Origin of the sequence: Marinobacter shengliensis (assembly GCF_003007715.1) — a bacterium.
In the GTDB taxonomy this organism is placed as follows: domain Bacteria; phylum Pseudomonadota; class Gammaproteobacteria; order Pseudomonadales; family Oleiphilaceae; genus Marinobacter; species Marinobacter shengliensis.
The window spans coordinates 26,031-52,168 of the sequence record NZ_PXNO01000007.1; the positions used below are offsets into that span (position 1 = coordinate 26,031).

Annotated in this window: 24 protein-coding genes; 19 read left to right on the forward strand and 5 right to left on the reverse strand. The window is 59.3% G+C overall.

Translation table 11 applies throughout. From position 1 onward, the window contains the following. Positions 1-11: 11 nt before the first annotated feature. The 9 genes from murD to lpxC all read left to right on the forward strand — a co-directional run bounded on the left by murD (position 12) and on the right by lpxC (position 10,530). Positions 12-1,352, forward strand: a complete 1,341-nt coding sequence (murD, locus tag C7H10_RS01340) for a UDP-N-acetylmuramoyl-L-alanine--D-glutamate ligase (protein WP_106693371.1) — start codon at positions 12-14, stop codon at positions 1,350-1,352. After that, on the forward strand, positions 1,352-2,551 hold the full coding sequence (gene ftsW, locus C7H10_RS01345; protein WP_058091009.1) for a putative lipid II flippase FtsW: 1,200 nt from the start codon (positions 1,352-1,354) through the stop codon (positions 2,549-2,551). Before murD ends, ftsW begins: the two co-directional genes overlap by 1 nt. Then, entirely contained in the window at positions 2,544-3,629 is a 1,086-nt protein-coding gene (gene murG, locus C7H10_RS01350; protein ID WP_106693372.1) for an undecaprenyldiphospho-muramoylpentapeptide beta-N-acetylglucosaminyltransferase, read from the forward strand. The genes ftsW and murG overlap by 8 nt, the downstream gene beginning before the upstream one ends. After that, positions 3,622-5,061, forward strand: coding sequence for a UDP-N-acetylmuramate--L-alanine ligase (gene murC, locus C7H10_RS01355; RefSeq protein WP_058091007.1), 1,440 nt, complete (start codon positions 3,622-3,624; stop codon positions 5,059-5,061). The genes murG and murC overlap by 8 nt, the downstream gene beginning before the upstream one ends. Then, complete coding sequence (locus C7H10_RS01360; protein WP_106693373.1) at positions 5,058-6,035, forward strand: D-alanine--D-alanine ligase; 978 nt, start codon at positions 5,058-5,060, stop codon at positions 6,033-6,035. Before murC ends, C7H10_RS01360 begins: the two co-directional genes overlap by 4 nt. Further along, positions 6,028-6,867 carry a cell division protein FtsQ/DivIB gene (locus C7H10_RS01365; RefSeq protein WP_106693375.1) on the forward strand — a complete coding sequence of 280 codons (840 nt, stop codon included), beginning with the start codon at positions 6,028-6,030 and terminating at the stop codon, positions 6,865-6,867. Before C7H10_RS01360 ends, C7H10_RS01365 begins: the two co-directional genes overlap by 8 nt. Before the next feature lie 36 nt (positions 6,868-6,903). Beyond that, positions 6,904-8,139 carry a cell division protein FtsA gene (gene ftsA / locus C7H10_RS01370; protein WP_058091004.1) on the forward strand — a complete coding sequence of 412 codons (1,236 nt, stop codon included), beginning with the start codon at positions 6,904-6,906 and terminating at the stop codon, positions 8,137-8,139. Between the two features lie 102 nt (positions 8,140-8,241). Next, positions 8,242-9,399 carry a cell division protein FtsZ gene (gene ftsZ / locus C7H10_RS01380; RefSeq protein WP_058091003.1) on the forward strand — a complete coding sequence of 386 codons (1,158 nt, stop codon included), beginning with the start codon at positions 8,242-8,244 and terminating at the stop codon, positions 9,397-9,399. A 216-nt stretch (positions 9,400-9,615) separates the two neighbouring features. Further along, positions 9,616-10,530 (forward strand): UDP-3-O-acyl-N-acetylglucosamine deacetylase, encoded by a 915-nt coding sequence (gene lpxC / locus C7H10_RS01385; protein WP_058091002.1) that lies wholly within the window; start codon positions 9,616-9,618, stop codon positions 10,528-10,530. An 11-nt stretch (positions 10,531-10,541) separates the two neighbouring features. Here the strand turns inward: lpxC and C7H10_RS01390 are convergent, their stop codons facing one another. Next, positions 10,542-10,994 carry a DUF721 domain-containing protein gene (locus C7H10_RS01390; protein WP_106693376.1) on the reverse strand — a complete coding sequence of 151 codons (453 nt, stop codon included), beginning with the start codon at positions 10,992-10,994 and terminating at the stop codon, positions 10,542-10,544. A gap of 235 nt (positions 10,995-11,229) precedes the next feature. Here C7H10_RS01390 and C7H10_RS01395 point away from each other — a divergent pair, with 235 nt between their 5' ends. The 6 genes from C7H10_RS01395 to ribA all read left to right on the forward strand — a co-directional run bounded on the left by C7H10_RS01395 (position 11,230) and on the right by ribA (position 18,586). Then, a complete protein-coding gene (locus C7H10_RS01395; RefSeq protein WP_244178157.1) occupies positions 11,230-12,165 on the forward strand; it encodes a M23 family metallopeptidase in 936 nt (311 codons plus the stop codon). An 89-nt stretch (positions 12,166-12,254) separates the two neighbouring features. Continuing rightward, positions 12,255-14,987, forward strand: a complete 2,733-nt coding sequence (gene secA / locus C7H10_RS01400; protein ID WP_106693379.1) for a preprotein translocase subunit SecA — start codon at positions 12,255-12,257, stop codon at positions 14,985-14,987. A 102-nt stretch (positions 14,988-15,089) separates the two neighbouring features. Continuing rightward, complete coding sequence (gene argJ / locus C7H10_RS01405) at positions 15,090-16,307, forward strand: bifunctional glutamate N-acetyltransferase/amino-acid acetyltransferase ArgJ (RefSeq protein ID WP_106693380.1); 1,218 nt, start codon at positions 15,090-15,092, stop codon at positions 16,305-16,307. Continuing rightward, positions 16,288-17,268, forward strand: coding sequence for a Nudix family hydrolase (locus C7H10_RS01410; protein ID WP_072678056.1), 981 nt, complete (start codon positions 16,288-16,290; stop codon positions 17,266-17,268). Before argJ ends, C7H10_RS01410 begins: the two co-directional genes overlap by 20 nt. Positions 17,269-17,359: 91 nt before the next feature. Next, positions 17,360-17,842: a cyclic pyranopterin monophosphate synthase MoaC gene (gene moaC, locus C7H10_RS01415; protein ID WP_058090996.1), complete on the forward strand. Its 483-nt coding sequence runs from the start codon at positions 17,360-17,362 to the stop codon at positions 17,840-17,842. Positions 17,843-17,974: 132 nt separating this feature from the next. Further along, positions 17,975-18,586 (forward strand): GTP cyclohydrolase II, encoded by a 612-nt coding sequence (ribA, locus tag C7H10_RS01420; protein ID WP_058090995.1) that lies wholly within the window; start codon positions 17,975-17,977, stop codon positions 18,584-18,586. A gap of 56 nt (positions 18,587-18,642) precedes the next feature. On the opposite strand, the gene dxs is transcribed toward ribA, so the two are convergent. The 4 genes from dxs to C7H10_RS01440 all read right to left on the reverse strand — a co-directional run bounded on the left by dxs (position 18,643) and on the right by C7H10_RS01440 (position 22,695). Continuing rightward, a complete protein-coding gene (dxs, locus tag C7H10_RS01425; RefSeq protein ID WP_106693381.1) occupies positions 18,643-20,574 on the reverse strand; it encodes a 1-deoxy-D-xylulose-5-phosphate synthase in 1,932 nt (643 codons plus the stop codon). A gap of 136 nt (positions 20,575-20,710) precedes the next feature. Continuing rightward, positions 20,711-21,607, reverse strand: coding sequence for a (2E,6E)-farnesyl diphosphate synthase (gene ispA, locus C7H10_RS01430; protein WP_106693383.1), 897 nt, complete (start codon positions 21,605-21,607; stop codon positions 20,711-20,713). Beyond that, the gene (locus tag C7H10_RS01435) at positions 21,607-21,864 is read right to left on the reverse strand and encodes an exodeoxyribonuclease VII small subunit (protein ID WP_058090992.1); all 258 of its coding nucleotides are present in this window, start codon (positions 21,862-21,864) and stop codon (positions 21,607-21,609) included. Before C7H10_RS01435 ends, ispA begins: the two co-directional genes overlap by 1 nt. A 57-nt stretch (positions 21,865-21,921) precedes the next feature. After that, the gene (locus C7H10_RS01440; protein WP_106693384.1) at positions 21,922-22,695 is read right to left on the reverse strand and encodes an NRDE family protein; all 774 of its coding nucleotides are present in this window, start codon (positions 22,693-22,695) and stop codon (positions 21,922-21,924) included. A 99-nt stretch (positions 22,696-22,794) separates the two neighbouring features. Here C7H10_RS01440 and C7H10_RS01445 point away from each other — a divergent pair, with 99 nt between their 5' ends. The 4 genes from C7H10_RS01445 (at position 22,795) to C7H10_RS01460 (ending at position 26,135) form a co-directional block, all read left to right on the forward strand. After that, positions 22,795-23,592, forward strand: a complete 798-nt coding sequence (locus tag C7H10_RS01445; protein WP_106693386.1) for a sulfite exporter TauE/SafE family protein — start codon at positions 22,795-22,797, stop codon at positions 23,590-23,592. 10 nt (positions 23,593-23,602) lie between these two features. After that, a complete protein-coding gene (lgt, locus tag C7H10_RS01450) occupies positions 23,603-24,391 on the forward strand; it encodes a prolipoprotein diacylglyceryl transferase (RefSeq protein ID WP_106693387.1) in 789 nt (262 codons plus the stop codon). Next, entirely contained in the window at positions 24,388-25,227 is an 840-nt protein-coding gene (locus C7H10_RS01455; RefSeq protein ID WP_106693389.1) for a thymidylate synthase, read from the forward strand. Before lgt ends, C7H10_RS01455 begins: the two co-directional genes overlap by 4 nt. Positions 25,228-25,619: 392 nt before the next feature. Continuing rightward, a complete protein-coding gene (locus tag C7H10_RS01460; protein WP_061333027.1) occupies positions 25,620-26,135 on the forward strand; it encodes a dihydrofolate reductase in 516 nt (171 codons plus the stop codon). The last annotated feature ends 3 nt before the right edge of the window (positions 26,136-26,138 follow it).

Consider the following 26,138-nt stretch of genomic DNA (forward strand, 5'->3'; position numbering starts at 1 on the left):
TGGTTACAGCTATGAGTGTCATTGTTTCGGATCGTCGCACATTGGTAGTAGGGCTCGGTAAAACCGGGCTCTCCTGCGTGCGCTATTTGTCCGGAACGGGCCGCGACATTGCTGTGGCTGACAGCCGGGAAAACCCGCCCGGGCTGGAAGAACTGCGCGCGGGCTGGCCGGATATACCGGTCTATCTCGGAGCGTTTGATCCCTCGTTGTTTGCCGGTTTTAACGAACTGGTGGTCAGCCCGGGTATTGCCATTGCGGAGCCAGCCATTGCCGCTGCCGCCAAAAATGGCGCTCGAGTTCGCGGTGATATTGATGTGTTTGCCGACGCGGCAGATGCACCCATCATAGCCATCACGGGTTCCAACGGTAAGACAACGGTCACCACTCTGGTCGGGGAAATGGCCCGGGCGGCGGGGCGGAACGTCAAGGTTGGCGGCAATATCGGTACACCCGCCCTGGAACTCCTTGGTCAGGGCGCAGACCTGTATGTGCTGGAACTCTCGAGTTTTCAACTGGAAACCACCGAAGAACTGAACGCCGAGGCCGCCACCGTGCTCAATGTCAGTGACGATCACATGGACCGTTACCCGGACAAAATGGCGTACTTTCAGGCAAAACAGCGGATTTACCGGGGCTGTAAGAACGCCATTGTGAATCTTGACGACGCCCTGAGCACTCCCATGGCGCGGGATAACCTGCGGTTTATCTGTTTTGGCTTTAATCGGGTGAACCCGGAGACCTTCAGCACCCGGGACGACGATCAGGGAACCTGGATAACCTTCGGGTTCGACAACCTGTTGCTGGCCAGCGAGCTCAAGCTGATGGGGCGGCACAACATCAGCAACGTGATGGCCGCATTGGCCCTTGGTCACGCAGCGGGCCTGCCAATGGAGACCATGCTTGGGGTGGCACGTGAGTTTACCGGCTTGCCCCATCGCTGTGAGTTTGTCCGGCATCTGGATGGCGTTGATTACATCAATGATTCCAAAGGCACCAACGTGGGTGCCACTGTTGCCGCGATCGAAAGCCTGGCGCCCCAAGACGGCCAGGTAATCCTGATTGCCGGTGGCGATGGCAAAGGCGCTGACTTCAAACCCCTGGCGGAACCCGCAGCCAGATACTGCCGTGCGGTCGTATTGATGGGGCGTGATGCCGACACCATTGCCAGGTCGTTGGCCGACGGTGTTGACATCGTTAAGGCAGAGTCGCTGGCCGAGGCCGTCGAGCAAGCGCGCCGGCTGGCGCAGCCAGGCGACCGGGTGGTGTTGTCACCGGCCTGCGCCAGTTTTGACATGTTCCGGGATTATAACGATCGCGGAGACCAGTTCCGTGTGTTGGTGGAGGCCCAGTGATGCAAGTGGGTGCAGCCAGTTACCGGCCACAAGCCTGGTTAGGTGATCTCCAGCCCCTGCCAGTGCTGGTGGTGACATCCGTTGCGCTTCTGGTGCTGGGCGTGGTGATGATTTCGTCTGCCTCCATGGATATGGCAGCGGCCACCATGGGCAACAGTTATCACTATGTGATCCGGCAGGTGCTGTTTGCGGCGCTCGGTTGCCTCATGGCCCTGGTCGCCGTGAATGTGCCGGTGTCCTGGTGGGAGCGCAGCGGGTGGCTGCTGCTGGGTGTCGGCATGCTCGTCTTGGTGCTGGTGCTCACACCCATGGGGCGCACAGTCAACGGCTCAACCCGCTGGATTCCTCTGGGACTGTTCAATGTGCAGGTATCCGAGGTGGCCAAGCTTTGCCTGATCGCCTATCTGGCCGGATACGTGGTTCGGCGCCGGAATGAGTTGCTGAACACCTGGTCCGGGTTTCTGAAGCCCCTGGTGGTGTTGGGCCTGGCGTCGGTGCTGCTGGTGATTCAGCCAGACTTCGGCGCCACCGTGGTGTTGGTCACCGCCGCAGCGGGCATGATCTTCCTTAGCGGCGTTCGGCTAACCCGGTTTGCTCCGTTGATCGGCATCCTGGCGTTGCTGGGAACCGTTCTGGTGGTTACCCAGCCGTATCGTCTGAAGCGGGTGGTGAGCTATCTGGACCCCTGGAAAGACCAGTTTGATACCGGGTACCAGCTTACCCAGTCGCTGATTGCTTTCGGTCGGGGCGAATGGGCCGGTGTTGGCCTGGGCAATTCGATCCAGAAGCTGTTCTATCTGCCGGAGGCACATACCGACTTCATCTTCGCCATCATCGCCGAAGAGTTTGGTTTGTTGGGCTCGCTGATTGTGTTGGCATTGTTCACCGCACTGGTGGTGAGCGGGTTGGTGATCGCGCGGCGGGCGGAGAAAGCGGGTATGCCGTTTGGTGCGTGCTTCAGTTATGGCCTTACCCTGCTGATGGGTCTGCAGGCGGGTATCAATATGGCCGTCAGCACGGGATTGTTACCCACTAAGGGACTGACGCTGCCCTTGGTGAGCTACGGCGGATCCAGCCTGATGATGACCTGCATTGGTATCGGCGTGTTGGCAAGGGTTGAAATTGAACGGCTTGATAAGGTGCGAATGAATTCAGAACAAACCAGAAAAAAAACGCGGGGAGGTGCTGTGTATGAGTAAGCCCCGTCGTTTTCTGATGATGGCTGGTGGCACCGGTGGCCACGTATTCCCCGCGCTGGCGACCGCCCGTGCGCTGCAGGACAGAGGCCACGAGGTGTTCTGGCTGGGCGCAAAGGGCGGTATGGAAGAGCGGCTGATTGGCGAGACGGATATTCCGCTGTCGCTGATTCATGTTTCCGGGCTTCGTGGCAAAGGCAAACTGGCCCTGTTGCTGGCACCGATCCGCTTGATGCGCGCTCTGGGTGAGGCGTTCACCGTGCTGCGAAAGATCAAGCCGGATTGCGTTGTGGGCATGGGTGGCTTTGTGACTGGCCCCGGTGGCATCGCTGCCTTTCTGCAGCGTGTGCCCCTGGTGATCCATGAGCAGAATGCCATCGCGGGAATGACCAACCGTTGGTTGACTCGGGTTGCGGATACGGTGCTCGAAGCCTTTCCCGGGAGCTTTGGTGCGAACGTGGTCACCCGCTGCACCGGCAACCCGGTGCGCAAAGATGTCACCGAAATCGACGAGCCGGAGCGCCGTCTCAATGGCCGGACCGGGCCGGTGCGTGTTCTGGTTGTGGGCGGCAGTTTGGGTGCCCGGGTTTTCAACCAGCAGGTACCAGCTGCACTGGCGTTGTTGCCGGAGGAACTGCGCCCGGAGGTTCGGCACCAGTGTGGTGAAAAAAATGCGCAGGAAGCCCGGGACGCCTATGAGGCTGTCGGTGTCTCGGCCAGTGTTGAACCGTTTATCCGGGACATGGCCGAAGCCTACGCCTGGGCAGATATTGTGGTGTGTCGGGCTGGAGCCCTGACGGTATCAGAACTCTGCGCCGCTGGCGTCGGGGCCGTGTTGGTCCCTTTCCCCCACGCGGTGGACGACCACCAGACCCGCAATGGCGAACACATGGTAAAAGCAGGGGCAGCCATTCTGATACCCCAGCAGATGATGACTCCGGATGTGCTGGCGGAGACCTTGAAAGATCTCGCAGGCGACCGGGAACGAATTTCGACAATGGCGACGGCCGCCCGCTCACTGGCCCGCCCTGATGCAACGGAGAGAGTCGTGAATTACTGTCTGGAGGCCGCCAATGGCTGAAGTAACCAATCCGCCGCTGGTCTATCAGGTGCCCGAAATGCGCCGTATTCGCCGTATCCATTTTGTTGGTATCGGCGGTGCGGGCATGAGTGGCATCGCAGAGGTGCTCAAGAACCAGGGTTACGACGTGTCCGGGTCGGACCTGAAAGAGAGTCCGGTTACCGGCCGCCTCCGCGCCATGGGCGTAGAAGTCCAGATCGGCCATCGGGCGGAGAACAGTGAGCAGGCAGACGTCGTGGTCGTCTCTTCTGCTGTCGCTGGCGACAACCCTGAGGTGACAGCCGCCCGCAGCCGCCGCGTGCCGATCGTACCGCGAGCAGAAATGCTGGCGGAAATCATGCGCTATCGCCATGGCATTGCCATCGCTGGCACCCACGGCAAGACCACCACCACCAGCCTGATTGCCTCGATTCTTGGGGAAGCGGGCCTGGACCCGACCTTTGTCATTGGCGGCAAGCTCAACAGTGCCGGTACCAATGCCCAGCTCGGTGGCTCCCGGTACCTGGTGGCAGAGGCTGACGAAAGCGATGCATCGTTCCTGCACCTGACCCCAGTGATTTCGGTGGTGACCAACATCGAAGCCGACCACATGGATACATACGGCGGTGATGTTGAAAAACTGAAACAGACGTTCGTGGACTTTCTGCACAACCTGCCATTCTACGGCATTGCCGTGATGTGTGTGGATGACGCCTACGTGCAGGAAATCATTCCGAGGATATCCCGGGCCATCATTACCTACGGCATCGACAACCCGGATGCGGATTACCGGGCCGAGCAGATCAGTTCAGATGGTCTGAGAACCCATTTTGTTGTGCGCCGCCCAGGGAATCGCTCAGACCTGACGGTCGAGCTGAAAATGCCGGGCCGTCACAATGTTTTGAATGCTCTGGCTGCCATTGCCGTTGCCACCGATGAAGGGGTGGATGATCAGGCAATCTGTCGGGGCCTGGCGGGCTTTGCCGGTGTCGGCCGGCGCTTCCAGGTGTATGGCGAATACCGGATTCCGCAAGGGTCGGTAACGCTGGTGGACGATTACGGGCACCATCCCACGGAAGTGGAAGCGGTTATCCGTGCCGCACGCGATGCCTGGCCTGGCCGGCGCATTGTCATGCTGTACCAGCCCCATCGCTACACCCGTACCCGGGATTTGTACGAAGACTTTGTACGTGTGTTGTCGGAACTCGATGGCCTGTTATTGATGGATGTGTATTCAGCCGGCGAGCCGGCAATACCCGGTGCCGATGGCCGTGCCCTGTGCCGGAGTATCCGGCAGCGTGGCAAGGTTGAGCCGGTGTTCGTCGAGGAAAACCGGGAAATCGAAAACCTGTTGGAAAGTGCCCTGAAAGACGGCGACCTGCTGATTACCCAGGGTGCCGGCGATATTGGTGGCGTTGCTGCACGACTGGCTGCGGCGGGAGTGAGCAAGTGAGTGATTTGAGTCATACCAACGCACAGCCCTATCAGGCATCACCGGAACTGGTGAAAGCCTTCGGGCGCGTGGCGGTCTTCATGGGGGGCGATTCCGCAGAGCGGGCGGTGTCCCTGAAGAGTGGCCAGGCTGTGTTGTCGGCGTTGCAGTCGGCCGGCGTTGATGCCTTTGGTATTGACGTGCGTGGCTGCCTGCTGAAAACCGTCGAAGCTCCGGAGTACGACCGGGTGTTTATTGCCCTGCACGGCCGGGGCGGCGAGGACGGCACCCTGCAGGCGATTCTGGGGCAGGCGGGCATTCCCTACACCGGCAGCGAGGTTTTGGCCTCGGCCCTGGCCATGGACAAGTTACGTACCAAGTATGTATTCCAGGGCTGCGGTCTGCCAACGCCTGCATTCCGGGCCATGACCTCCGCCGCGGAGGCGGATGAGATTATCCGGAGCCTGGGCACACCGTTGAGTGTCAAGGCGGCCCACGAAGGTTCCAGTATCGGGATCTTCAAGGTTCACAATGTCGAAGAGCTGGCGGAGGCCTATCGAAAGGCAGCGGAAATCGATGATCTTGTGCTGGTGGAGCAGTGGATTGAGGGGCCGGAATTTACCGTCAGCCTGCTTCAGGACAAAGCTCTGCCGGCCATTGGCCTGAGTACAGACCATACCTTTTACGACTACGACGCCAAGTATCTGGCCGATGATACCCGGTACCGGATTCCGTGTGGCCTGGCCCCGGACGATGAAGTCCGGTTGCAGCACCTGGCGCTGGACGCCTTTCGGGTGCTCGGGTGCAGAACCTGGGGGCGGGTCGACATCATGCAGGATGCTGACGGCGAATTCTGGTTGCTGGAGGCGAACACTGTCCCTGGTATGACTGACCACAGCCTGGTGCCGATGGCCGCCAAGGCAGCAGGCATCAGCTTCGAAGAACTGGTCGTGCGGATTCTCAAGGACACGCTGCCGGAGGCGACGAATGCTTGAAACATTACTGATCCGGAGCCGGGCGGTACCGCCCGAGCCGCCCCGGCGACGGGGGGCAACCTCGGTCGGACCGGAGCGGGACCGGTTTGGTGTGTTGCGAGGGGTATTGTCGGCGGTGCCTTGGCTACAGGTGGGGCTGGGCGCAACCATTGTTCTGCTGGCGGCCATGGTGCCCTGGGCAACCGACCGGCTGCTTACTGCCATGGACCAGCAGATCATTGCGGTGGATGTGCGCGGAGACTTTGTTGGCGACAGCTCGGTGGCCGTGGAGCGTGCTGCCGGCGCCTGGATTGGCAAGAGTTACTTCGCCACCGATCTGGCGGAGGTGAAAGCCGAACTGGAACGTCGGCCCTGGGTAGCCTCGGCGGCGGTAAGGCGGGTTTGGCCAGGGCGGCTGGAGATCGACATCCGGGAGAAAAAGCCATTGGCGTATTGGACGGATGGCCGGCTGGTAAGCAGGTCAGGCGAGCTATTCCTGCCGCCAAACCCGGAAGTGGCGGGCAGATTGCCCAGGCTGGCGGGGCCGGATGAGCGGGTGCGAGAGGTGATTTCCATGGCCCGCACCATGAGTGACCAGTTGGCCGGTTACGGGCTCGGATTTGCTGGCTTGTCCCTGGAACAACGGGGCGCCTGGACACTCACGCTGTCAAACGGCATTGAGGTGGTTTTGGGGCGTGACAAGGTCGAGCAACGTTTTGAGCGTTTTATTACGGTTTATGAGAACCGCCTGGCTTCGCGAGTGGACGAAGTCAGTCGGGTTGATGCCCGCTACTCCAACGGCGTGGCGGTGCAGTGGAAGTCGGACGTGGCAACCGCCGCGCCGAAATCCTGATAACGATTATTACGAACCTGGGGTTTGGTGAAACACATGTCATCGGTTGAAACGGAAAACATGATTGTCGGCCTGGATATCGGAACTTCCAAAGTGGTTGCGATTGTCGGCAAGCGCAAGATGGATGGAACCATCGAAGTGGTTGGTATCGGCTCACACCCGTCCCGCGGCCTCAAGCGGGGGGTGGTGGTGAATATCGAAACCACGGTTCAGGCCATCCAGCGGGCAGTGGAGGAAGCTGAACTGATGGCTGGCTGCCGAATTCATTCGGTCTACGCAGGCATCGCGGGCAGTCATATCAAGAGCCTGAACTCCCACGGTATCGTGGCCATCCGCGACCGGGAAGTGACTCAGGCCGATATCGACCGGGTGATCGACGCGGCCCAGGCGGTTGCCATACCCGCTGATCAGAAAATCCTGCATATCCTGCCGCAGGAATTCGTGATCGATAACCAGGAAGGCATCAAGGAGCCCATGGGCATGTCCGGTGTGCGCCTGGAAGCCAAGGTGCACCTGGTGACCTGCGCGGTAAACGCGGCACAGAACATCGAGAAATGTGTGAAACGCTGCGGCCTTGAGGTAGACGACATCATCCTTGAGCAGCTGGCATCGAGCCACGCGATTCTGACCGAGGATGAAAAAGAGTTGGGTGTCTGTGTGGTGGATATCGGTGGGGGTACCACCGATATCGCGGTGTTTACCGGCGGTGCGATCCGCCATACCGCGGTGATTCCCATTGCCGGTGATCAGGTCACCAATGACATTGCCATGGCGCTGCGCACGCCAACGCAAAATGCCGAAGAGATCAAGATCAAATACGCCTGCGCGCTGACTCAGCTCGCCGGTGCCGACGAAACCATCAAGGTTCCCAGTGTCGGGGACCGGGCGCCCAGAGACCTGTCACGGCAGGCGCTGGCGGAAGTGGTGGAGCCCCGTTACGAGGAGCTGTTCACCCTGGTGCAGTCGGAACTTCGCCGGTCGGGATTCGAAGACATGATTCCCGCAGGCATCGTGATTACGGGCGGTTCGTCCACCATGGAAGGGGTGGTGGAGCTGGCCGAAGAAATCTTCCACATGCCGGTAAGGCTGGCCTGTCCGCAGGCGGTCTCCGGCATGACCGAAGTGGTCAACAACCCGATCTACGCCACTGGTGTGGGGTTGTTGATTCATGGCTTCCGGCAAATGGATCTTGGCCGGGCGCCGGTGCTCAAAGGGGAGGATGCACCTTCCCTGATTGAGCGCATGAAAGCCTGGTTTACCGGTCACTTCTGACGGTGAATCAGCAGGTAGTACACGAAGGTATCTCGAAAAACACAAAACGATCGAATGAAACCGGTCTGGAAAGACCGGAAACAGCACGAAGGAGTAGGGGATATGTTTGAACTCGTTGATAGTGTTCAGCAAAACGCAGTTATAAAGGTTGTCGGTGTTGGCGGTGGTGGCGGTAACGCCGTTCGTCACATGCTTAACAGCGACATTGAAGGTGTGGAGTTTATCTGCGCCAACACAGACGCCCAGGCACTGAAAGACCTGGACGCCCGCCAGATTATCCAGCTTGGTGGCAATATCACCAAAGGTCTGGGTGCTGGTGCCAACCCGGAAGTGGGCCGTCAGTCTGCCCTGGAAGATCGTGATCGTATTGCCGAGGCGCTCAGCGGCTCGGATATGGTCTTTATCACCGCCGGCATGGGTGGTGGAACCGGCACCGGTGCCGCGCCTGTTGTCGCGGAAGTGGCCCGGGAGTTGGGTATCCTGACCGTTGCCGTGGTCACCAAGCCGTTCCAGTTTGAGGGTGGCAAGCGTATGAGCGTGGCCGAGTCCGGCCTGAAAGAGCTGGGCGAGAGCGTTGATTCACTGATCACCATCCCGAACGAGAAGCTGTTGGCGGTCATGGGAAAGAAGACCAGCCTGCTGGACGCCTTTGCCTCCGCCAACGACGTGTTGCTGGGCGCGGTTCAGGGTATCGCTGACCTGATCACCCGCAACGGTATGATCAACGTTGACTTTGCCGATGTTAAAACCGTGATGTCCGAAATGGGCAACGCGATGATGGGTACCGGCCGCGCCACCGGCGAGAACCGCGCCCGTGAAGCCGCTGAGGCCGCCGTTCGCAGCCCGCTGCTGGAAGACATCAACCTGCAGGGCGCCAAGGGCATCCTGGTCAACATTACCGCCGGCATGGATCTGAACCTGGGCGAATTCTCCGAAGTTGGCGACATCGTTCGTGAATTTGCTTCAGACGCCGCCACGGTGGTGGTGGGCACGGTTATCGATCCGGAAATGACCGACGAGCTCAAGGTCACCGTGGTGGCGACGGGTCTCGGCGGTGAACGTGAGAAGCCCACCAAGGTGGTGGACAACTCACGCACACTGGACGGCAAGACCGATTACAACCAGTTGGATCGGCCTGCTGTGCTGCGTCGTCGTGCGGTTTCGCAGGGCAATGTGGCGCTGGACCAGAGCAAAGAAAGCGAAGAGCAGGGTGTGGACTATCTCGATATTCCCGCATTCCTTCGCCGGCAGGCTGATTGATAATCTGTCTCACCTGTGTTCGGGGGTATCGGTTTCAACGCAGTCAGATGGAACCTTTAGTCCGGAATAAACGTGAGCTGGTTGGCCATAGCGGATGACTATTGCAATTTTTAAGTAAAGTCATGTTGGCTAAATGGTACTCAGTCTTGAATTCTGATATTCTCCGGGCAGTTTTTTGCTCAGAATATCGACTTTTTGTGACGGAATGATGAACCGATGATCAGACAACGGACACTCAAAAATACCATCCGTGCGACCGGTATCGGCCTGCACTCAGGGGAAAAGGTTTACCTGACCCTGAAGCCGGCTCCGGTTGATACGGGCATCATCTTCCGCCGTACGGACCTCGACCCAATGGTTGAGATCCGGGCATGCGCGGAAAATGTAGGTGAGACCATGCTGTCCACGACGCTGGTAAATGACGGTGTCCGTGTGGCGACCGTAGAGCATTTGCTCTCAGCCATGGCTGGTCTTGGCATTGACAACTGCTATGTCGAACTGAGCGCGGCGGAAGTGCCGATTATGGATGGTTCAGCTGGGCCGTTCGTATTCCTGCTGCAGTCTGCCGGCATTTCCGAACAGGATGCCGCCAAGCGGTTTATCCGCATCAAGCGGGAAGTCACCATCGAAGAAGGTGACAAGAAAGCGACCTTCCTGCCGTTTGAAGGCTTCAAGGTCAGCTTTGGTATCGACTTTGACCATCCTGTGTTCAAGGGTCGTGCCCAGACCGCAACGGTGGATTTCTCCAGCACGTCTTTTGTGAAGGAAGTCTCCCGTGCCCGTACCTTCGGGTTCATGCGCGATATCGAGAAGCTGCGTGCGATGAACCTGGCGCTGGGTGGCAGCGTGGACAATGCCATTGTGGTCGACGACTACAAGATCCTTAACGAAGATGGCCTTCGTTATGACGATGAGTTCGTCAAGCACAAGGTTCTGGACGCGATCGGCGATCTCTACCTGCTGGGCAACAGCCTGATCGGTGAGTTCCGCGGTATCAAATCCGGTCACGACTTGAATAATAAGCTGCTGCGCAAGCTCAGGGCGGAAGAAGACGCATGGGAAGTGGTGACCTTCGATGATGAAGCCACTGCTCCTATCTCTTACATGAAACCTGTGCTCGCGGTGGGTTAAGGCCGGAAGCCTTAATCCCGGACGTGGCTTGCGAGTTTTTCGAGAACCTCGCGTAGTGCTTTATCCTTCGTGTGCCCGGCTTCCTCTTTGAGGAGCCGGGCATTTTCTTTGCTGAGGGGCGTCATTTTCGCCTCCGGTTTGTCCCGGTACCTCAAGGGTGACACCTTGATGCGAACCTTCCAGACAAACCTGAACAACTCCTGCTCCCGCAGCTTTTCCATGATCTCGTGTTGACGGAACCGTAACCGGGTAGCCTTGCTGGCGTTGTCGGTGGCCAGCACCAGTTCTCCGTCGGTACAGCTGACAAAACGCGTGCCGTCTGCCAGCTCCTCCGGAGCCGCGTCGAGCACCAGTTGTTCCGCCTGCTGGTGAAGCTCGGCTTTGGTCAGCAGGGCTTTCAGAGTAGAGCCGGGGCTGGAAGCCACTTTGCCAAAGATCATTTTTTGGTCATTTTTTTTGCTCATAACCGGCTTTTTTCTCGACGGGACTGTTTACGATTGGTTACACTTCGGCACGCTTTGTGCGTAGCGCTGATAACACACTCGTTTTACATTGTGGGTAATGAGTATGTCTACCGGGCGCTGCGATTTATCAGTACGTAGTTGTTGCCAAGGATAGCAGAACCGCTCGGATATTTATTTCCGGGCCGCAGCACTACAGGGACAGGTATGCGGCTCTTCAATGAAATCGAATGACGATATGAACGTAATATTCGTTGGCAAACGCCACGGCCGTTCCCGGGCAATCGCGCTCAACGCCGGTATTGTTGCAGCTCTGGTGTTTACTGTGCTGGCGCTGCTGTTGGCGGCTGGCTGGGCGGGTTATCAGGTGGCCGTGGCAAAGGCGGAAGCCAAAAAGCCCACAGAGACCGAATTGGTATCTACCTGGCAAGACAAGCTTCAGGAGCAACGGGCCGAGGTGACGCGGGTTCGGGAGAACGTGCAGCAGCAGGTGGACGCTTTGACACTCCGGCTTGGTGATATCCAGGGGCGGCTTCTGCGACTGGATGCCCTTGGTCAGCGCTTCGTTGAGTCCGGGCTGGTGGCCAGCGATGAATTCAACTTTGATCAGCCGGCGGCTGTTGGTGGCCCCGAAGACGGTATGGGTGGTGAGTCCTACAGTGCCCCTGAGTTGACCGATATGATCGAGCAATTGGAGCGCACGCTGGATGATCGTGAAAAGCAGCTGCGATTGCTTGATAAGGTGGCGTCCCGCAACAAGCTCGAAGACGAGCTGTATCTGCAGGGCCGTCCCATTACCTGGGGCTGGTTGTCGTCCCCTTACGGATACCGTACCGACCCCTTCACTGGCAAGCGCCGCTGGCATGCCGGAGTGGATCTGGCGGGTAAGGAAGGCAGTGATATCATCACTGTCGGTGCCGGCGTTGTGACCTTTGCCGGTGACCGCTTTGGCTACGGCAATCTGGTTGAGGTAGATCACGGCGACGGGCTGGTTACCCGTTATGCCCACGCCAAGACCATCAAGGTCGAAACCGGTGATGTGGTCCAGAAAGGGCAGGTTGTGGCACTGATGGGAAGCACCGGCCGGTCTACTGGCCCCCACGTGCATTTTGAAGTGATCCGCAATGGCAAGTCCGAAAATCCTGAGAAATATATCCAGCGCGCAAGCCGCTGATTCCATTCCCGTGAACCCCACCTTTTGTCCTGTCGCCAAATAAGGTTAGAATGCCGGCTTCCTCCGTTTAACTGAAGAAGCAGTGGTCTATGTTCACAAAGCTTGCAACGAAGATGTTCGGCAGTAAAAACGCCAGAGAAATCAAGCGGATGCGAAAAGCCGTTACGCGCATCAATCAACTTGAAGAGGCGCTGGGCGGGTTGTCGGACACCGAGTTGCAGGGCAAGACCGCTGAATTCCGCCGGCGTCTTGATGAGGGCGAAGCCCTGGATGCCCTGCTGCCCGAAGCCTTTGCCACCGTTCGCGAGGCCAGCCGCCGGGTGATGGGCATGCGTCATTACGACGTACAGCTGATTGGTGGTATGACCCTGCACGAAGGCCGCATTGCCGAGATGAAGACCGGTGAGGGTAAAACCCTGGTGGCCACCGCAGCGGTTTATCTCAACGCATTGCCCGGCAAGGGCGTTCACGTTGTCACCGTCAACGATTACCTGGCAAGCCGTGATGCCGAGTGGATGGGCAAGCTGTATCGCTTCCTTGGCCTGACCATTGGCGTGGTCGTTGCTGGTCAGCCACCGGAAGAGAAGCGCGCCGCCTACCAGGCGGATATCACCTACGGTACCAACAACGAATTCGGCTTTGACTACCTGCGCGATAACATGGCCTTCAGTATTGATGACAAGGTTCAGCGCGGTCTCAACTTTGCCATCGTGGATGAGGTGGATTCCATCCTGATCGACGAAGCCCGTACCCCCCTGATTATTTCCGGTGCTGCCGAAGATTCCTCGAAGCTCTATCAGGCCATCAATACGCTGATTCCGGGCCTTGAAAAAGGCGAGGTCAGTGAATCCGGAGAAAGCTCCGGCGACTTTACCATCGACGAAAAGTCACGCCAGGTGGAGCTCACCGAGGCCGGTCATGAGAAGGTTGAAGAATTACTTCTGGAGCGAGGCCTGCTGCAGGAGGGCGAAAGCCTTTACTCGGCAGCCAACCTGAGCCTGCTGCACCACGTTCATTCAGCCCTGCGGGCTCATCACCTGTTCCAGAAGGATGTCGACTACATCGTTCAGGGTGGTCAGGTGGTAATCGTTGATGAACACACCGGCCGGACCATGCCGGGCCGCCGCTGGAGCGAAGGCCTGCACCAGGCCATCGAGGCGAAAGAAGGCCTGAAGATCCAGGCCGAAAGCCAGACCCTGGCGTCGACCACCTTCCAGAACTATTTCCGTCTGTACGACAAGTTGGCCGGCATGACCGGTACCGCAGACACCGAAGCTTTCGAATTCCGCCAGATCTACGGCCTGGATGTGGTGGTCATTCCGCCCAATAAGCCGATTCAGCGGATTGACTACAACGACCTGGTGTACCTGACCCAGGAAGAGAAATTCCACGCCATCATTGATGAGATCAAGGATGTCACGGGCGAAGGTCGGCCTATCCTGGTGGGTACCGCATCCATCGAGGCCTCCGAACTGTTGTCCATGCTGCTCAAAAAGGCCCGGATCGAGCACAAGATCCTCAACGCCAAGCAGCATGACTCTGAGGCACTGATTATTGCCCAGGCGGGCCGCCCCGGCGCAGTGACGATTGCAACGAACATGGCCGGTCGTGGTACGGACATTGTGTTGGGCGGTAACTGGGAATACGAAGTGGCCGCCCTGGATAATCCGTCCGAGGAAGAAGTCGCCCGCATGAAGGCGGAATGGACCGAACGCCACAATCAGGTGCTGGATGCCGGTGGTCTGCATATTATCGGTACCGAGCGTCACGAATCCCGGCGGATCGACAACCAGTTACGGGGCCGTGCCGGCCGTCAGGGCGATCCGGGTTCTTCCCGTTTCTTCCTGTCGCTGGAAGATAACCTGATGCGGATCTTTGCGCCTGAACGGGTGAAGAACCTGATGCAGGCCATGGGTATGAAAAAGGGTGAGGCCATTGAGCACCGTATGGTCACCAACGCCATCGAGAAATCCCAGCGCAAGGTGGAAGGCCGTAACTTCGACATGCGTAAAACCCTGCTGGAATACGATGACGTAGCCAACGATCAGCGCACGGTGATTTACGACCAGCGTAACGAGGTGATGGCGTCTGACGACATCTCCGAGATGGTCGACACCATTCGCAGCGATGTGGTTGACGCTATGGTCAGCGAGTTTATTCCGCCCCAGAGCATGCCGGAACAGTGGGACGTGGCCGGGCTGGAAGCGCAGCTGCAATCTGAAATGGCGATTGATCTGCCGATTCAACAGTGGCTGGATGAAGACAGCAAGCTGTATGAGGAAAACCTGCGCCAGAAGATTCTCGACGCTATCGTCACCGAATATAAGGCGAAAGAAGAGATTGCTGGCGCAGAGCCCATGCGCAAGTTCGAGAAACAGGTGTTCCTGCAGGTGCTCGACACCCTGTGGAAGGAGCATTTGTCGAACATGGACCACCTGCGCCGGGGTATCCACCTGCGCGGTTACGCTCAGAAGAACCCGAAACAGGAATACAAGCGCGAAGCCTTCAACCTGTTTGAGACCATGCTGGACACCATGAAGCGTGACGTCACCCGTGTGTTGTGTCATGTCCGGGTTCAGAGTCGCGAAGAGATGGAAGAGATCGAGCGCCGCCGCAAGGAAGAGCTGGAGCGGGAAATGGCCCGGGCCAAGTTGCGGCACGATCAGACCAGTGCCACCCAGGGTGAGGATGCTGGCCAGGGCAACCAGGCCCAGGGCACCCCGGAGACCTTTGTTCGCCAGGAGCGCAAGGTAGGGCGAAACGAGCCGTGTCCCTGCGGGTCTGGCAAGAAGTACAAGCAGTGTTGCGGTAAGGTCAGCTAAAACCTGAGCAGCAACCTCGGCACCAGAACCCGCAATCGGCCAGTGTATGGGCGGTATGCGGGTTTTGTCGTTTACAGTTTCGGATAAATTCAGGAGGCAGGCATGGCAGTAGGTCCCGGAACCTTACCCGAGTTTTACCCGGTGGCGGGTATCAAGGTGGGGATTGCGAGTGCGGGTATCAAAAAGCCCGGGCGTAAAGACATAGTGGTGTTTGAGTTGGTGCCGGAGGCGAGGGTAGCGGGCATATTTACCCGCAATCAGTTTTGCGCGGCTCCTGTGGTACTCAGCCGTAAACACTTGGCCCAGGGCGCACCCCGCTACCTGCTGATCAACACCGGCAATGCCAACGCCGGTACCGGCGAACGTGGCATGGCCGATGCTCTGCGCTGTTGTGAAGCGCTGGCCGCCGAAGCAAGCGTTAGCCCTGACGCAGTGTTGCCGTTCTCAACCGGTGTGATCGGTGAGCCCTTGCCGGTCGACAAGATTGTCAAGGCGTTGCCGGAAGCCCTGGCCAGTGCCCGGGAAGACCGCTGGGCGGAAGCCGCCAGTGGCATCATGACCACCGACACCCGGCCCAAAGGTGCGTCTGTGCGGGTGGATCTGGGTGGCCATGCGGTGACCATCTCCGGCATCAGCAAGGGCGCGGGCATGATCCGGCCAAACATGGCCACCATGCTCGGGTTTATCGCCACCGACGCCCGCATTGCACCCGACGTGCTGCAGTCATTGGCGTCGGAGCTGGGCGAGAAGTCGTTCAACCGGATTACCATTGATGGCGACACCTCCACCAACGATGCCTGCATGTTGATGGCCAGTGGCCAGTACGACGGGCCGGAAATCACCGCAGACAGCCCGCACCTGCCGACGCTGAGAGAAGCCCTTCGCCAGGTATACCTGGACCTGGCCCATGCCATTGTCCGGGACGGTGAGGGTGCCACCAAGTTTGTCACCATCGATGTCAGCGGTGCGGCCAGCCAGCAGGAGGCCCTCGATGTGGCCTATACCGTCGCGCACTCGCCGCTGGTGAAGACCGCGCTGTTTGCTTCGGACCCCAACTGGGGCCGGATTCTGGCGGCGGTGGGGCGCGCGGGTGTGCCGGACCTGGACCTGGGCTCTTTGGAAATCTATCTGGGGGATGTCTGCCTGGTGCGCAATGGTGGCCGTGCCGATGATTACTCCGAAGACCGGGGTCAGCGGGTAATGAGCCAGGAAGAAATCACCATTGCCATCGACCTCAAGCGCGGTAGCGTTCAGGAAACCGTGTGGACCTGTGACTTCTCCCACGACTATGTGACCATCAATGCCGAATACCGTACCTGAGCCTGAGACCCTGGCGGGGAAGAAGCAGATCCACGTTGCGGTCGCCGTCATTATCCGTGACGGCCGGGTTCTGATTGCCCGCCGTCCGGATCACGTGCATCAGGGCGGACTGCTGGAGTTCCCGGGTGGCAAGGTGGAGTCGGGGGAAACCGTACAGCAGGCCCTGGTTCGGGAGATTGCCGAGGAAACCGGCCTGCAGGTGCCCCTGGCCAGCCTGGAGCCGGTGATCGGTATTCGACATGATTACGGCGATAAACAGGTTTTCCTGGATGTCTGGAGAACCACCGAAGCCGAGGGGCAGCCAGAGGGCCGGGAAGGGCAGCCGATCAGCTGGCTGCGCCCGTGCGAGCTCGCCGATGCGGATTTCCCCGCCGCCAACCGCCCGATCATCAGGGCACTCAATTTACCGCAGCGCCTCGCGATTGTTGGCCCTATGGCATCCTGGCAGGACGGTATCAGCAGGCTGGAACGGTCGATTGGCGGGATGGCGGGGCAGCTGGTTGTGCTTCGGGCGCCTCAATTGCCGGATAACGATTACCTGAAACTGGCGGCAGAGGCTTTGCCGATCTGTTCCGGTGCCGGTGTCGGACTGGTTTTGCATGGGCATCCGCGCTTGCTTGGTGCGTTTCCGAAAGCTGCCGGCCTGCACCTGCCCTGGCGTGAAGCTCAGGCGCTCTCAAGGCGCCCTGTGCCGGCCGATCGATGGCTGGGGGTGTCCTGCCATGACCAGGGGCAGCTGCACCATGCGGCGGCTCTGGGTGCGGATTACGCGACGCTGGGCCCGGTGTTGGAAACGCCCACCCATCCGGGGCAACCCGGAATCGGCTGGGAGCAGTTCGAATTCCTGGTGGCCAATGCCAGGCTTCCAGTCTACGGGCTGGGGGGGCTGGCGCCAGGTCATGAAACACTGTGTCGTGAGCGGGGCGGCCAGGGCATTGCCGGTATCGGTTTCTGGTGGTGAGCCGCTGGCGGGGATTACGGATTTCCGCCGGCATCAGCCTGTGCGACAGTGGTTAAACAGTGACAGATCAACAACGAGCGGGGAGTACAGCGTGAGCAAGTTGACCCATCTGGATGATAAGGGCGAAGCCCGAATGGTGGATGTGACGAGCAAGGCCGTCACCGAGCGGGAGGCCCGGGCGGAAGCAACCATCCGCATGGCGCCGGAAACCCTGCGAATGATCATTGATGGTGAGCATCCCAAGGGCGACGTGCTGGCTACCGCCCGTATCGCCGGCATCATGGCGGCCAAGAAGACCCATGACCTGATTCCCCTGTGCCATGCCCTGAATCTGACATCGGTGAAAGTGGAGTTGTCTCCGGGGGCGGATGGCGCCTCTGTGCATATCCTTACCCGTTGCAAGCTGTCGGGGCAGACCGGTGTCGAGATGGAGGCGCTCACGGCTGCCAGTGTTGCCGCTTTGACCCTGTACGACATGTGCAAAGCCGTTGATAAGGCGATGGTGGTGGATGGTGTGCGGCTGCTGGAAAAGAAGGGTGGTCGCTCGGGACACTGGCGCGCGCCGGAACAATGATCTGCTCTCTGGCCTTGGCCGTACTCTTTCCGACCACACTGTATTCGGAGAGTAAACGTGCCAACACTACGCCAGGCAAGCAGCCGCATGATAGAATGCCCGCCCAATTTGTCAGAACCACGAGGAAATACAGTGGCTGTTCGTTACATTGAGACCTGCCGTTTGCCCACCCCCTTCGGTGTGTTCGACATGCACGGCTTTGAGGAGCCGGACACCGGAAAGGAGCATGTGGCACTAACGCTGGGCGATATTGATAGCGATGAGCCGCTGCTGGCACGTACCCATTCCGAGTGCCTGACTGGCGACGCCCTGTACAGTATGCGTTGTGATTGCGGGTATCAGCTGGAAGAAGCATTGCGCAGCATTGCCCGCGAAGGCCGTGGCATTCTGATGTACCTGCGCCAGGAAGGCCGTGGCATCGGGTTGCTGAACAAGATTCGCGCCTACCGGTTGCAGGACCAGGGCGCAGATACCGTAGAGGCCAACGAGCGACTGGGTTTCGGTGCGGATTTGCGGGACTACAGCATGTGCAAGGACATGCTCGAGCACCTGGGGATCCGAAGCCTGAAGCTGATGACCAACAACCCCAGGAAGGTCAAGGCGTTGGAGTCTTACGGAATTCAGATTTCGGAGCGGGTTCCCCTGCACGTGGGTCGCAACCCGCACAACGAACACTATCTCAATACCAAGCAAAGCAAGCTCGGCCACTGGCTCGAGACTCATCAGGATGACGACCCGGCCTGATTGAGCCGGTTGGCAGAGTCGGCTGATAGCACGGCTGCGCTATCAGCCAGCAGTGATCACTTGATGGCGGTCAGGGCGGCGTTACCGAGGCGGTCAATCCGACTGGCGATGGCGCTACGGATACCTTCCGGGTCCAGCCCGCATTCCTTGAGCAATTCCCCGTGCTTGCCATGGTCGACGAAGCGGTCAGGCAAGCCCAGCTGCAGCACCGGCAGCATCACTTCCCGTTTATTCAGGCATTCGGTCACTGCGCTACCGGCACCGCCGGCCACCACGTTTTCTTCCAGCGTTACCAGCAGGTCATGTTGTTCGGCCAGTTCCAGTACCAGGCTCTCATCCAGTGGTTTAACAAAACGCATATCCGCCACTGTCGCATTCAGGCTGTCGGCCGCTTCCAGGGCTGAGCCCAACAGGGTGCCAAAGTTAAGTATGGCCACCCGAGCGCCCTCGCGGACAACGCGACCCTTGCCGAGGGGCAGAGCCGACAGCGCCTGCTGGATTTCGGCACCGGGGCCGGTGCCCCGGGGGTAGCGCACGGCAGCTGGGCCATGGTACTGAAGACCGGTGTGCAGGAGCTGGCGAGTTTCGTTTTCATCTGAGGGGGTCATCACCACCATTTTCGGGATGCAGCGGAGATAGCTGATGTCGAACGCGCCGGCATGGGTCGGGCCGTCTTCGCCCACCAGCCCCGCCCGGTCGATGGCAAACAGCACGTCCAGATCCTGGATGGCAACGTCGTGAATCAGTTGGTCATAGCCCCGTTGCAGAAATGTGGAATAGATTGCCACGACGGGTTTGGCGCCGTCACAGGCCAGTCCGGCGGCCAGGGTGACCGCGTGCTGCTCGGCGATGGCGACGTCAAAGTAGCGGTCCGGGTAGCGTTCGGAAAACGCCAGCAGGTCTGAGCCTTCACACATGGCGGGTGTAATGCCGACCACGCGCTCATCCTGCTCGGCGGCATCGCACAGCCATTGTCCGAAGACGTTGGCGTATTTTGGTTTGGCCTGCTTCGGTTTGACCGGCTCCGGTTTGCTCGGTGGCACGGGTTCAATCTTGTTGATGGCGTGATAGCCAATGGGGTCCGCCTCTGCGGGCGCAAAGCCTTTGCCTTTGGTGGTGACCACATGCAGGAACTGCGGGCCGTCCAGCTCCCGGATGTTCTCCAGGGTTTCAACCAGCAATGGCAGATCGTGGCCATCAATCGGGCCGATGTAGTTGAAACCCAGCTCCTCGAACAGCGTGCCCGGGGCAATCATGCCCTTGAAGTGTTCTTCGGTTTTCTTCGCCAGCGCCATCAGGTGCGGGGTGCTTTTCAGCACTTTCTTGCTGCTGTCCCGAACCTGGTTGTAGGTTCGGCTGGCCAGCAGCTTGGCAAAATAGTTGGACAACCCGCCCACGTTGCGGGAGATCGACATGTCATTATCGTTCAGGATGACCAGCATGTCGGCATGCAGATGGCCGGCGTGGTTCAGGGCCTCGAAGGCCATCCCGGCGGTCATTGCGCCGTCGCCGATTACGGCAATGCTCTTGCGCCCGGTATTCTGCATGCGGGCAGCAATGGCCATGCCCAGTGCGGCGCTGATCGATGTGCTGGAGTGGCCAACGCCAAAGGTGTCGTATTCACTTTCCGCGCGTTTCGGGAACCCGGCCAGGCCATCCTTGCGGCGGATGCTGCCCATCTGTTGCCGGCGACCCGTCAGGATCTTGTGGGGGTAGGCCTGGTGGCCAACATCCCAGACCAGTCGATCTTCAGGCGTATTGAAGACATAGTGCAGGGCGACGGTCAGTTCCAGAACGCCCAGGCCGGCACCAAAGTGCCCGCCGGTCTGGCCGACAGACCAAAGCAGAAAAGCCCGGAGTTCTCTGGCCAGTTGGGGAAGATCTTCCTCGGGCAGGGTGCGCAGCTGGGCGGGCACGTCAATCCGGTCAAGAATGGGCGTGTTGGGCCGCTGCGACGGGATTTCCCTGAAAATGTATGTGTCCTGCATCAGCTCGGGTCTTTATCGGAATATGGATTCTATGACTGGCATTATAAGGGAACAGGGAGGTGTGTTTCACACTTCCCGGGCCAGATGTTACAAAACGGTGTCGTCAAACCGGCCGATTCTTGTTTGTCAGCGCGGTTCAGTGGCTTCTGGCCACCACATAATCGGCCATGGCCCTCAGCACCTCGGCTTCGTCGCCGAAACTGTCCAGGGCACTTTGGGCCTGATCCAGCAGCTTCTCCAGGTGTTCCCTGGCACCGGAAACACCCAGCAGGGCCGGATAAGTGGGTTTCTCCCTGGCGGCGTCCGAGCCCTGTCGCTTTCCGATGACTTCGGTATCGCCTTCAATATCCAGCAGGTCATCCTGCACCTGGAACGCCAGGCCCAGGGCGCTGGCAAAATCAGACAGGGCGGCCAGTTGTTGATCTGTGACCGAACCGGATGTCAGCGCGCCAAGGCGAACACTGGCTTCGATCAGGGCGCCGGTTTTATGGCGATGCATGGACTCAAGTTGTTCTATGGTCAATTGGCGGCCAACCGATTCCAGATCAATGGCCTGGCCACCAACCATGCCTTGATGTCCGCTGGCGGTCGCCAGTTCCCGAATCATTGCGATGCGTTGTTGGTCTGACAGCTCCGGGGCCTCCGCCAGAAGTGCAAAGGCCAGGGTTTGCAGCGCATCGCCGGCCAGTATGGCGCTGGCTTCGTCAAACGCGATGTGAACGGTTGGTCGGCCACGCCGGAGGTCGTCGTCATCCATGGCGGGCAGGTCGTCGTGCACCAGGGAATAGGCGTGCACCAGTTCCAGCGCACAGGCGGGGGCCAGCGCCGCTAATGGATCGGCGCCGATGGCGCGGGCTGCGGCCAGGCACAGTGCCGGGCGAATGCGCTTGCCACCGCCCAGAACGCTGTAGCGCATGGCCTCATCCAGCCTGGGTGAGGCGGCGCCATCGCGAATGGAGCGTTCCAGTGCCTGGTCGATTTGCTGGCGGGATTGCTCCAGAAATTCCAGAGCCAGGGACAGGCGCTCACTCATCAGTTGGCATCATCCGCTGAAAAGGGACGGGTCTCCAGGGAGCCATCGCTGTTCTGAACCAGCTGTTCAACACGCTGTTCGGCGGTTTTCAGGGCGGTCTGGCATTCTCGGGTGAGCTTTACGCCCCGCTCGAAGGCTGCCAGTGACTGCTCCAGCGAAAGCTCTCCCTGCTCAAGATCGCGAACCAATCGCTCAAGTTCGTCCAGGGATTTTTCAAAGTCGGCAATGGATGTGCTGCTGTTATTCTCACCGGCCATGGGCGACCTCCGGTCAGGTGTTTCGGAAATTGCGCGGATTATATCAGAGTCCCTGAGCTATCGCTGCCAGGCGAATTGGCGTTTTTCCAGAGTTGTGGCATTCGGTCCCCAGGATTGCTCGGTGACTGACACCTGGCCCTGTCGGGACACGGTAACAACCGTGGTTGCTCGGGTTCCGTAGTGGTCGCCGACGATGAATGATGAAGACAGAAATCGCTCGGTTTCCATGCCAACGCCGGTATCCGGAAGGCTCTGGTCTGGCGCTGGCGTGGTGTCCTGTAAGAGTGACAGTAGCTGTTTGTGCAGCGGCGCCGGGTCTTTGCGCGCTTGTTCCACGCAGTGGCCAACGGCCTTGCGTAGCCTCAGCAGTTTTGGCCAGGGGGTCTGCAGCAGGTGGTTGCTCAGGCCATAAACGCCCCGGAATACCTGCCGGCCAGGGTGGGCGTCCCGATTGCTGTAATACCAGCCTCCAAGCCCGGTCAGCTTCACCAGGTTGAACCCTGCGTAGCGGCCCGGCTCTGCATCCAGTGAGGATTGCAGTTCACTGGTTGAGAGTCTTAGTGCGTGTAAGGGCAGTTCGCCACGGCTTTGGCGGCCAGCCTCGGGGCTTCCCTCCCGCACGTTGGTCACGGCTGTTACCGTGCCGTCGGTATTGACCGCCAACCAGGTGCCGCCGGATTCCAGGTCCTGTCCGGCCAGAATTTGCTGGCCGTTGTTGTCCTGCCACCAGTCCATGGCGGCGGTGGGGCGCCGGAAGAACTCGTCCCGGTTGGCTGCCACCACCAGGGGAAATTCCGGGCTTTGTCCGATGGCGAAAGCAATGAGGCACATGGTCGATGGCAATCCTTTAATTGAATTGGGAGGCTGCAGCGGTTGGCAACAATGCGTATCATACCAGCCTGATTTATTCCCGGGATTAAGCAAACAAACATGACCCTGATCGGTATATTCATTCTGTACCTGACACTAGGTGCACTGGCAGGCACCATGGCTGGCCTGTTCGGAATCGGTGGTGGCCTGGTTATCGTTCCGGTGCTGATTTTCACTTTTGGCTTCCAGGGGTTCAGTTCCGAGATCGCCGCTCACCTCGCTATTGGTACTTCTCTGGCCACTATTGTCTTTACGTCTATCAGTTCCATACGCACCCACCATATCCATGGGGCTGTCCGGTGGGAACTGGTGCGGCCCATGACGGTCGGAATCATCGTCGGGGCATTGGCCGGCGCGTGGACGGCGTCGCTGCTGAGTGGCCCGATGCTGAAAACCATCATTGGCGCCTTTGCGATTCTGGTCGCGCTGAAAATGCTGCTGGAAGCAAACCCCAAGCCTGGTCGGGATGTGCCTGGAAACGCCGGGCTCGGGGTGGCCGGTGGGTTTGTGGGCTGGGCATCTGCCATCTTCGGAATTGGTGGTGGCACAATCTCCGTGCCTTACCTCACCTGGTGTAACGTGCGCATGCAACAGGCTGTCGCCACGTCCGCGGCTTGCGGCTTGCCGATTGCCTTGGCCGGCGCTGCTGGCAACATCTGGACCGGCTGGCAGAACCCGCAGCTGCCTGATTTCAGTGTTGGGTTTATCTATTTGCCGGCGTTGGTCGGTATTGTTGCCACCAGTGTCTTTTTTGCCCGTTTCGGCGCAAAGCTGGCGCACAAGCTGGATGGCCGCCTGTTGAAGAAGATATTTGCCGTTGTGCTGATCCTCGTCGGCCTCCGATTCCTGCTGAGTTGAGAGCGTATTCATGTTGCAACACCCGCAGATTGACCCGGTGGCTATTGCCATCGGCCCCCTGAAAATCCACTGGTATGGCCTGACCTACCTGGTTGGCTTCGCCGCCGGCTGGTGGCTTGGCCGCCTGCGTAGCCGCAAACCCTGGTCGCCCCTGAATGAAGAGCAAGTAGGTGACCTGCTGTTTTATATGGCCCTGGGTGTCATTCTCGGTGGCCGTTTCGGGTATGTGGTGTTTTATAACTTCGATGCCTTCCTGGCCGACCCGCTATGGTTGTTGCGGGTGTGGGAAGGGGGGATGTCGTTCCATGGCGGCCTGCTGGGCGTCATGCTGGCGATGTGGTGGTTCGGGCGTAAAACGTCGGCCGGGTTCTGGAGCATCGCCGATTTTGTGGCGCCGCTGGTGCCGGTGGGCCTGGGCGCGGGCCGCATCGGCAATTTTATCAACGGGGAGCTTTGGGGCAAACCTACGGATGTGTCCTGGGGCATGGTGTTCCGCACCGCCCCCGACAGCCTGGCCAGGCACCCCTCCCAGATCTATCAGTTTGCCCTGGAAGGGGTGGTGTTGTTCGCCATCCTGTGGTGGTTCTCCTCCCGGCCCCGCCCGAAAATGGCCGTCTCTGGCCTGTTTCTGGCCTGCTATGGCAGTTTCCGATTCTTTACCGAATTCTTCCGCCAGCCTGACCCGCAACTGGGTTACCTGGCCTTCGACTGGCTGACCATGGGGCAGGTGCTGTCGTTGCCCATGGTCGTTGCTGGCGCTGCCCTGATTGTTATTGCTTACCGGAGAAACGCTGCATGAAAGCTTACCTCGACCTGATGCAAGACGTTGTTGACAACGGATTCGACAAGGGCGACCGCACCGGCGTTGGCACCCGCTCCGTGTTCGGCCGGCAAATGCGCTTCAATCTGCAGGATGGCTTCCCCCTGGTGACCACCAAGAAAGTCCACCTACGCAGCATCATTTACGAATTGTTGTGGTTCCTGAAAGGTTCCACTGACAACAACTGGCTGGCGGAACGAAAGGTCAGCATCTGGAACGAATGGGCACTCGATAACGGCGACCTGGGGCCAATTTATGGCAAGCAGTGGCGCAGCTGGCAGTGCCACGACGGCCGCGTGATCGACCAGATCAGCGAGGTTATCGAGCAAATCCGAACCAAGCCCAACTCCCGGCGCCTGATTGTCTCCGCCTGGAACCCGGCGGAACTTCCGGACGAGTCGGTCAGTCCGCAGGAGAACGTGCGGGAAGGGCGCATGGCGCTGGCGCCCTGCCACTGCCTGTTCCAGTTCTATGTGGCGGACGGCAAGCTGTCTTGCCAGCTGTACCAGCGCAGCGCGGATCTGTTTCTGGGGGTGCCCTTTAACATTGCGTCTTATGCTTTGTTGACCCACATGATTGCCCAGCAGTGTGATCTGGATGTTGGCGAGTTTGTGCACACGTTTGGGGACTGTCACCTCTACAGTAATCACCTGACCGACGATATCGTGTTCGAGCAGCTAAAGCGCGAGCCCCGTGCCTTGCCCAGGCTGGTCATCAAGCGCAAGCCGGAATCCATCTTCGACTACGAGCTGGAAGATTTCGAATTCGAAGGCTATGACCCTTACCCGGTGATTAAGGCTCCGATAGCGATCTGATCCCGAGCCTGGGATCGCGGTCCGGTTGGCTGGGGGGAGGCAGGACAGCGGGTGGGGCTTTCCGAAAAACGCTGTGAATACGTCCGTGTACGCTTGGCTCCGCCATCCATGGCTCCGCACATTTTCGGAAAGCCCCACCCGCTGCCCTGCTTTCGAACAATGGTGATCGAAGATCCCGGATGCGCAGTAAGGTTTTAAATAGGCCGGCCTGCCTGAATGGTTAAGCCGCAAGGGGGCGGGGATGCCTCTCCAAAAATGTGCGGAGCCAGGGATGGCGGAGCCCAAGCCGCGCAGGGATGCCTTGAGGCGTTTTTTGGAGAGGCATCCCCGTCCTCTTGCCGCCCCCAAGGCTCAAGCCAAAGGCCCAGAACTCCAGGTTATGAGGAAAAAATATGAGAAAGGCACTGATTGTTGCGATGTCCCGGAACCGCGTCATTGGGCGGGACAACAAGCTCCCCTGGTATCTGCCTGGCGATCTGCGTTACTTCAAGCAAGCCACTATGGGTAAGCCGATCATCATGGGGCGGAAAACCTGGGATTCCATTGGCAGGCCACTGCCGGGACGGATGAACGTGGTGATTTCCCGAAACCCGGCATGGGAAGCGCCGGCCGGCACGGTCGCGGCGGCATCATTGAATGACGCGTTAGTCAGAGCAGAAGCCCAGGCGGAACTGGAGGGCGGTGATGAGGTAATGATCATCGGCGGTGGCCAGATCTACGCCGAGGCGTTGCCCATGGTCGACCGGATGTACATCACACAGGTGCACGCCGAGGTAGATGGCGACGCTTACTTTCCGGAAGTGAACTGGGATGACTGGGAAGAAATCGGACGCGAAGATTTCTCCGCGTCTGATCATAATCCTTACGACTACAGTTTCGTCGTCTACCAGCGTAGCCGGTCAGCCTGACCG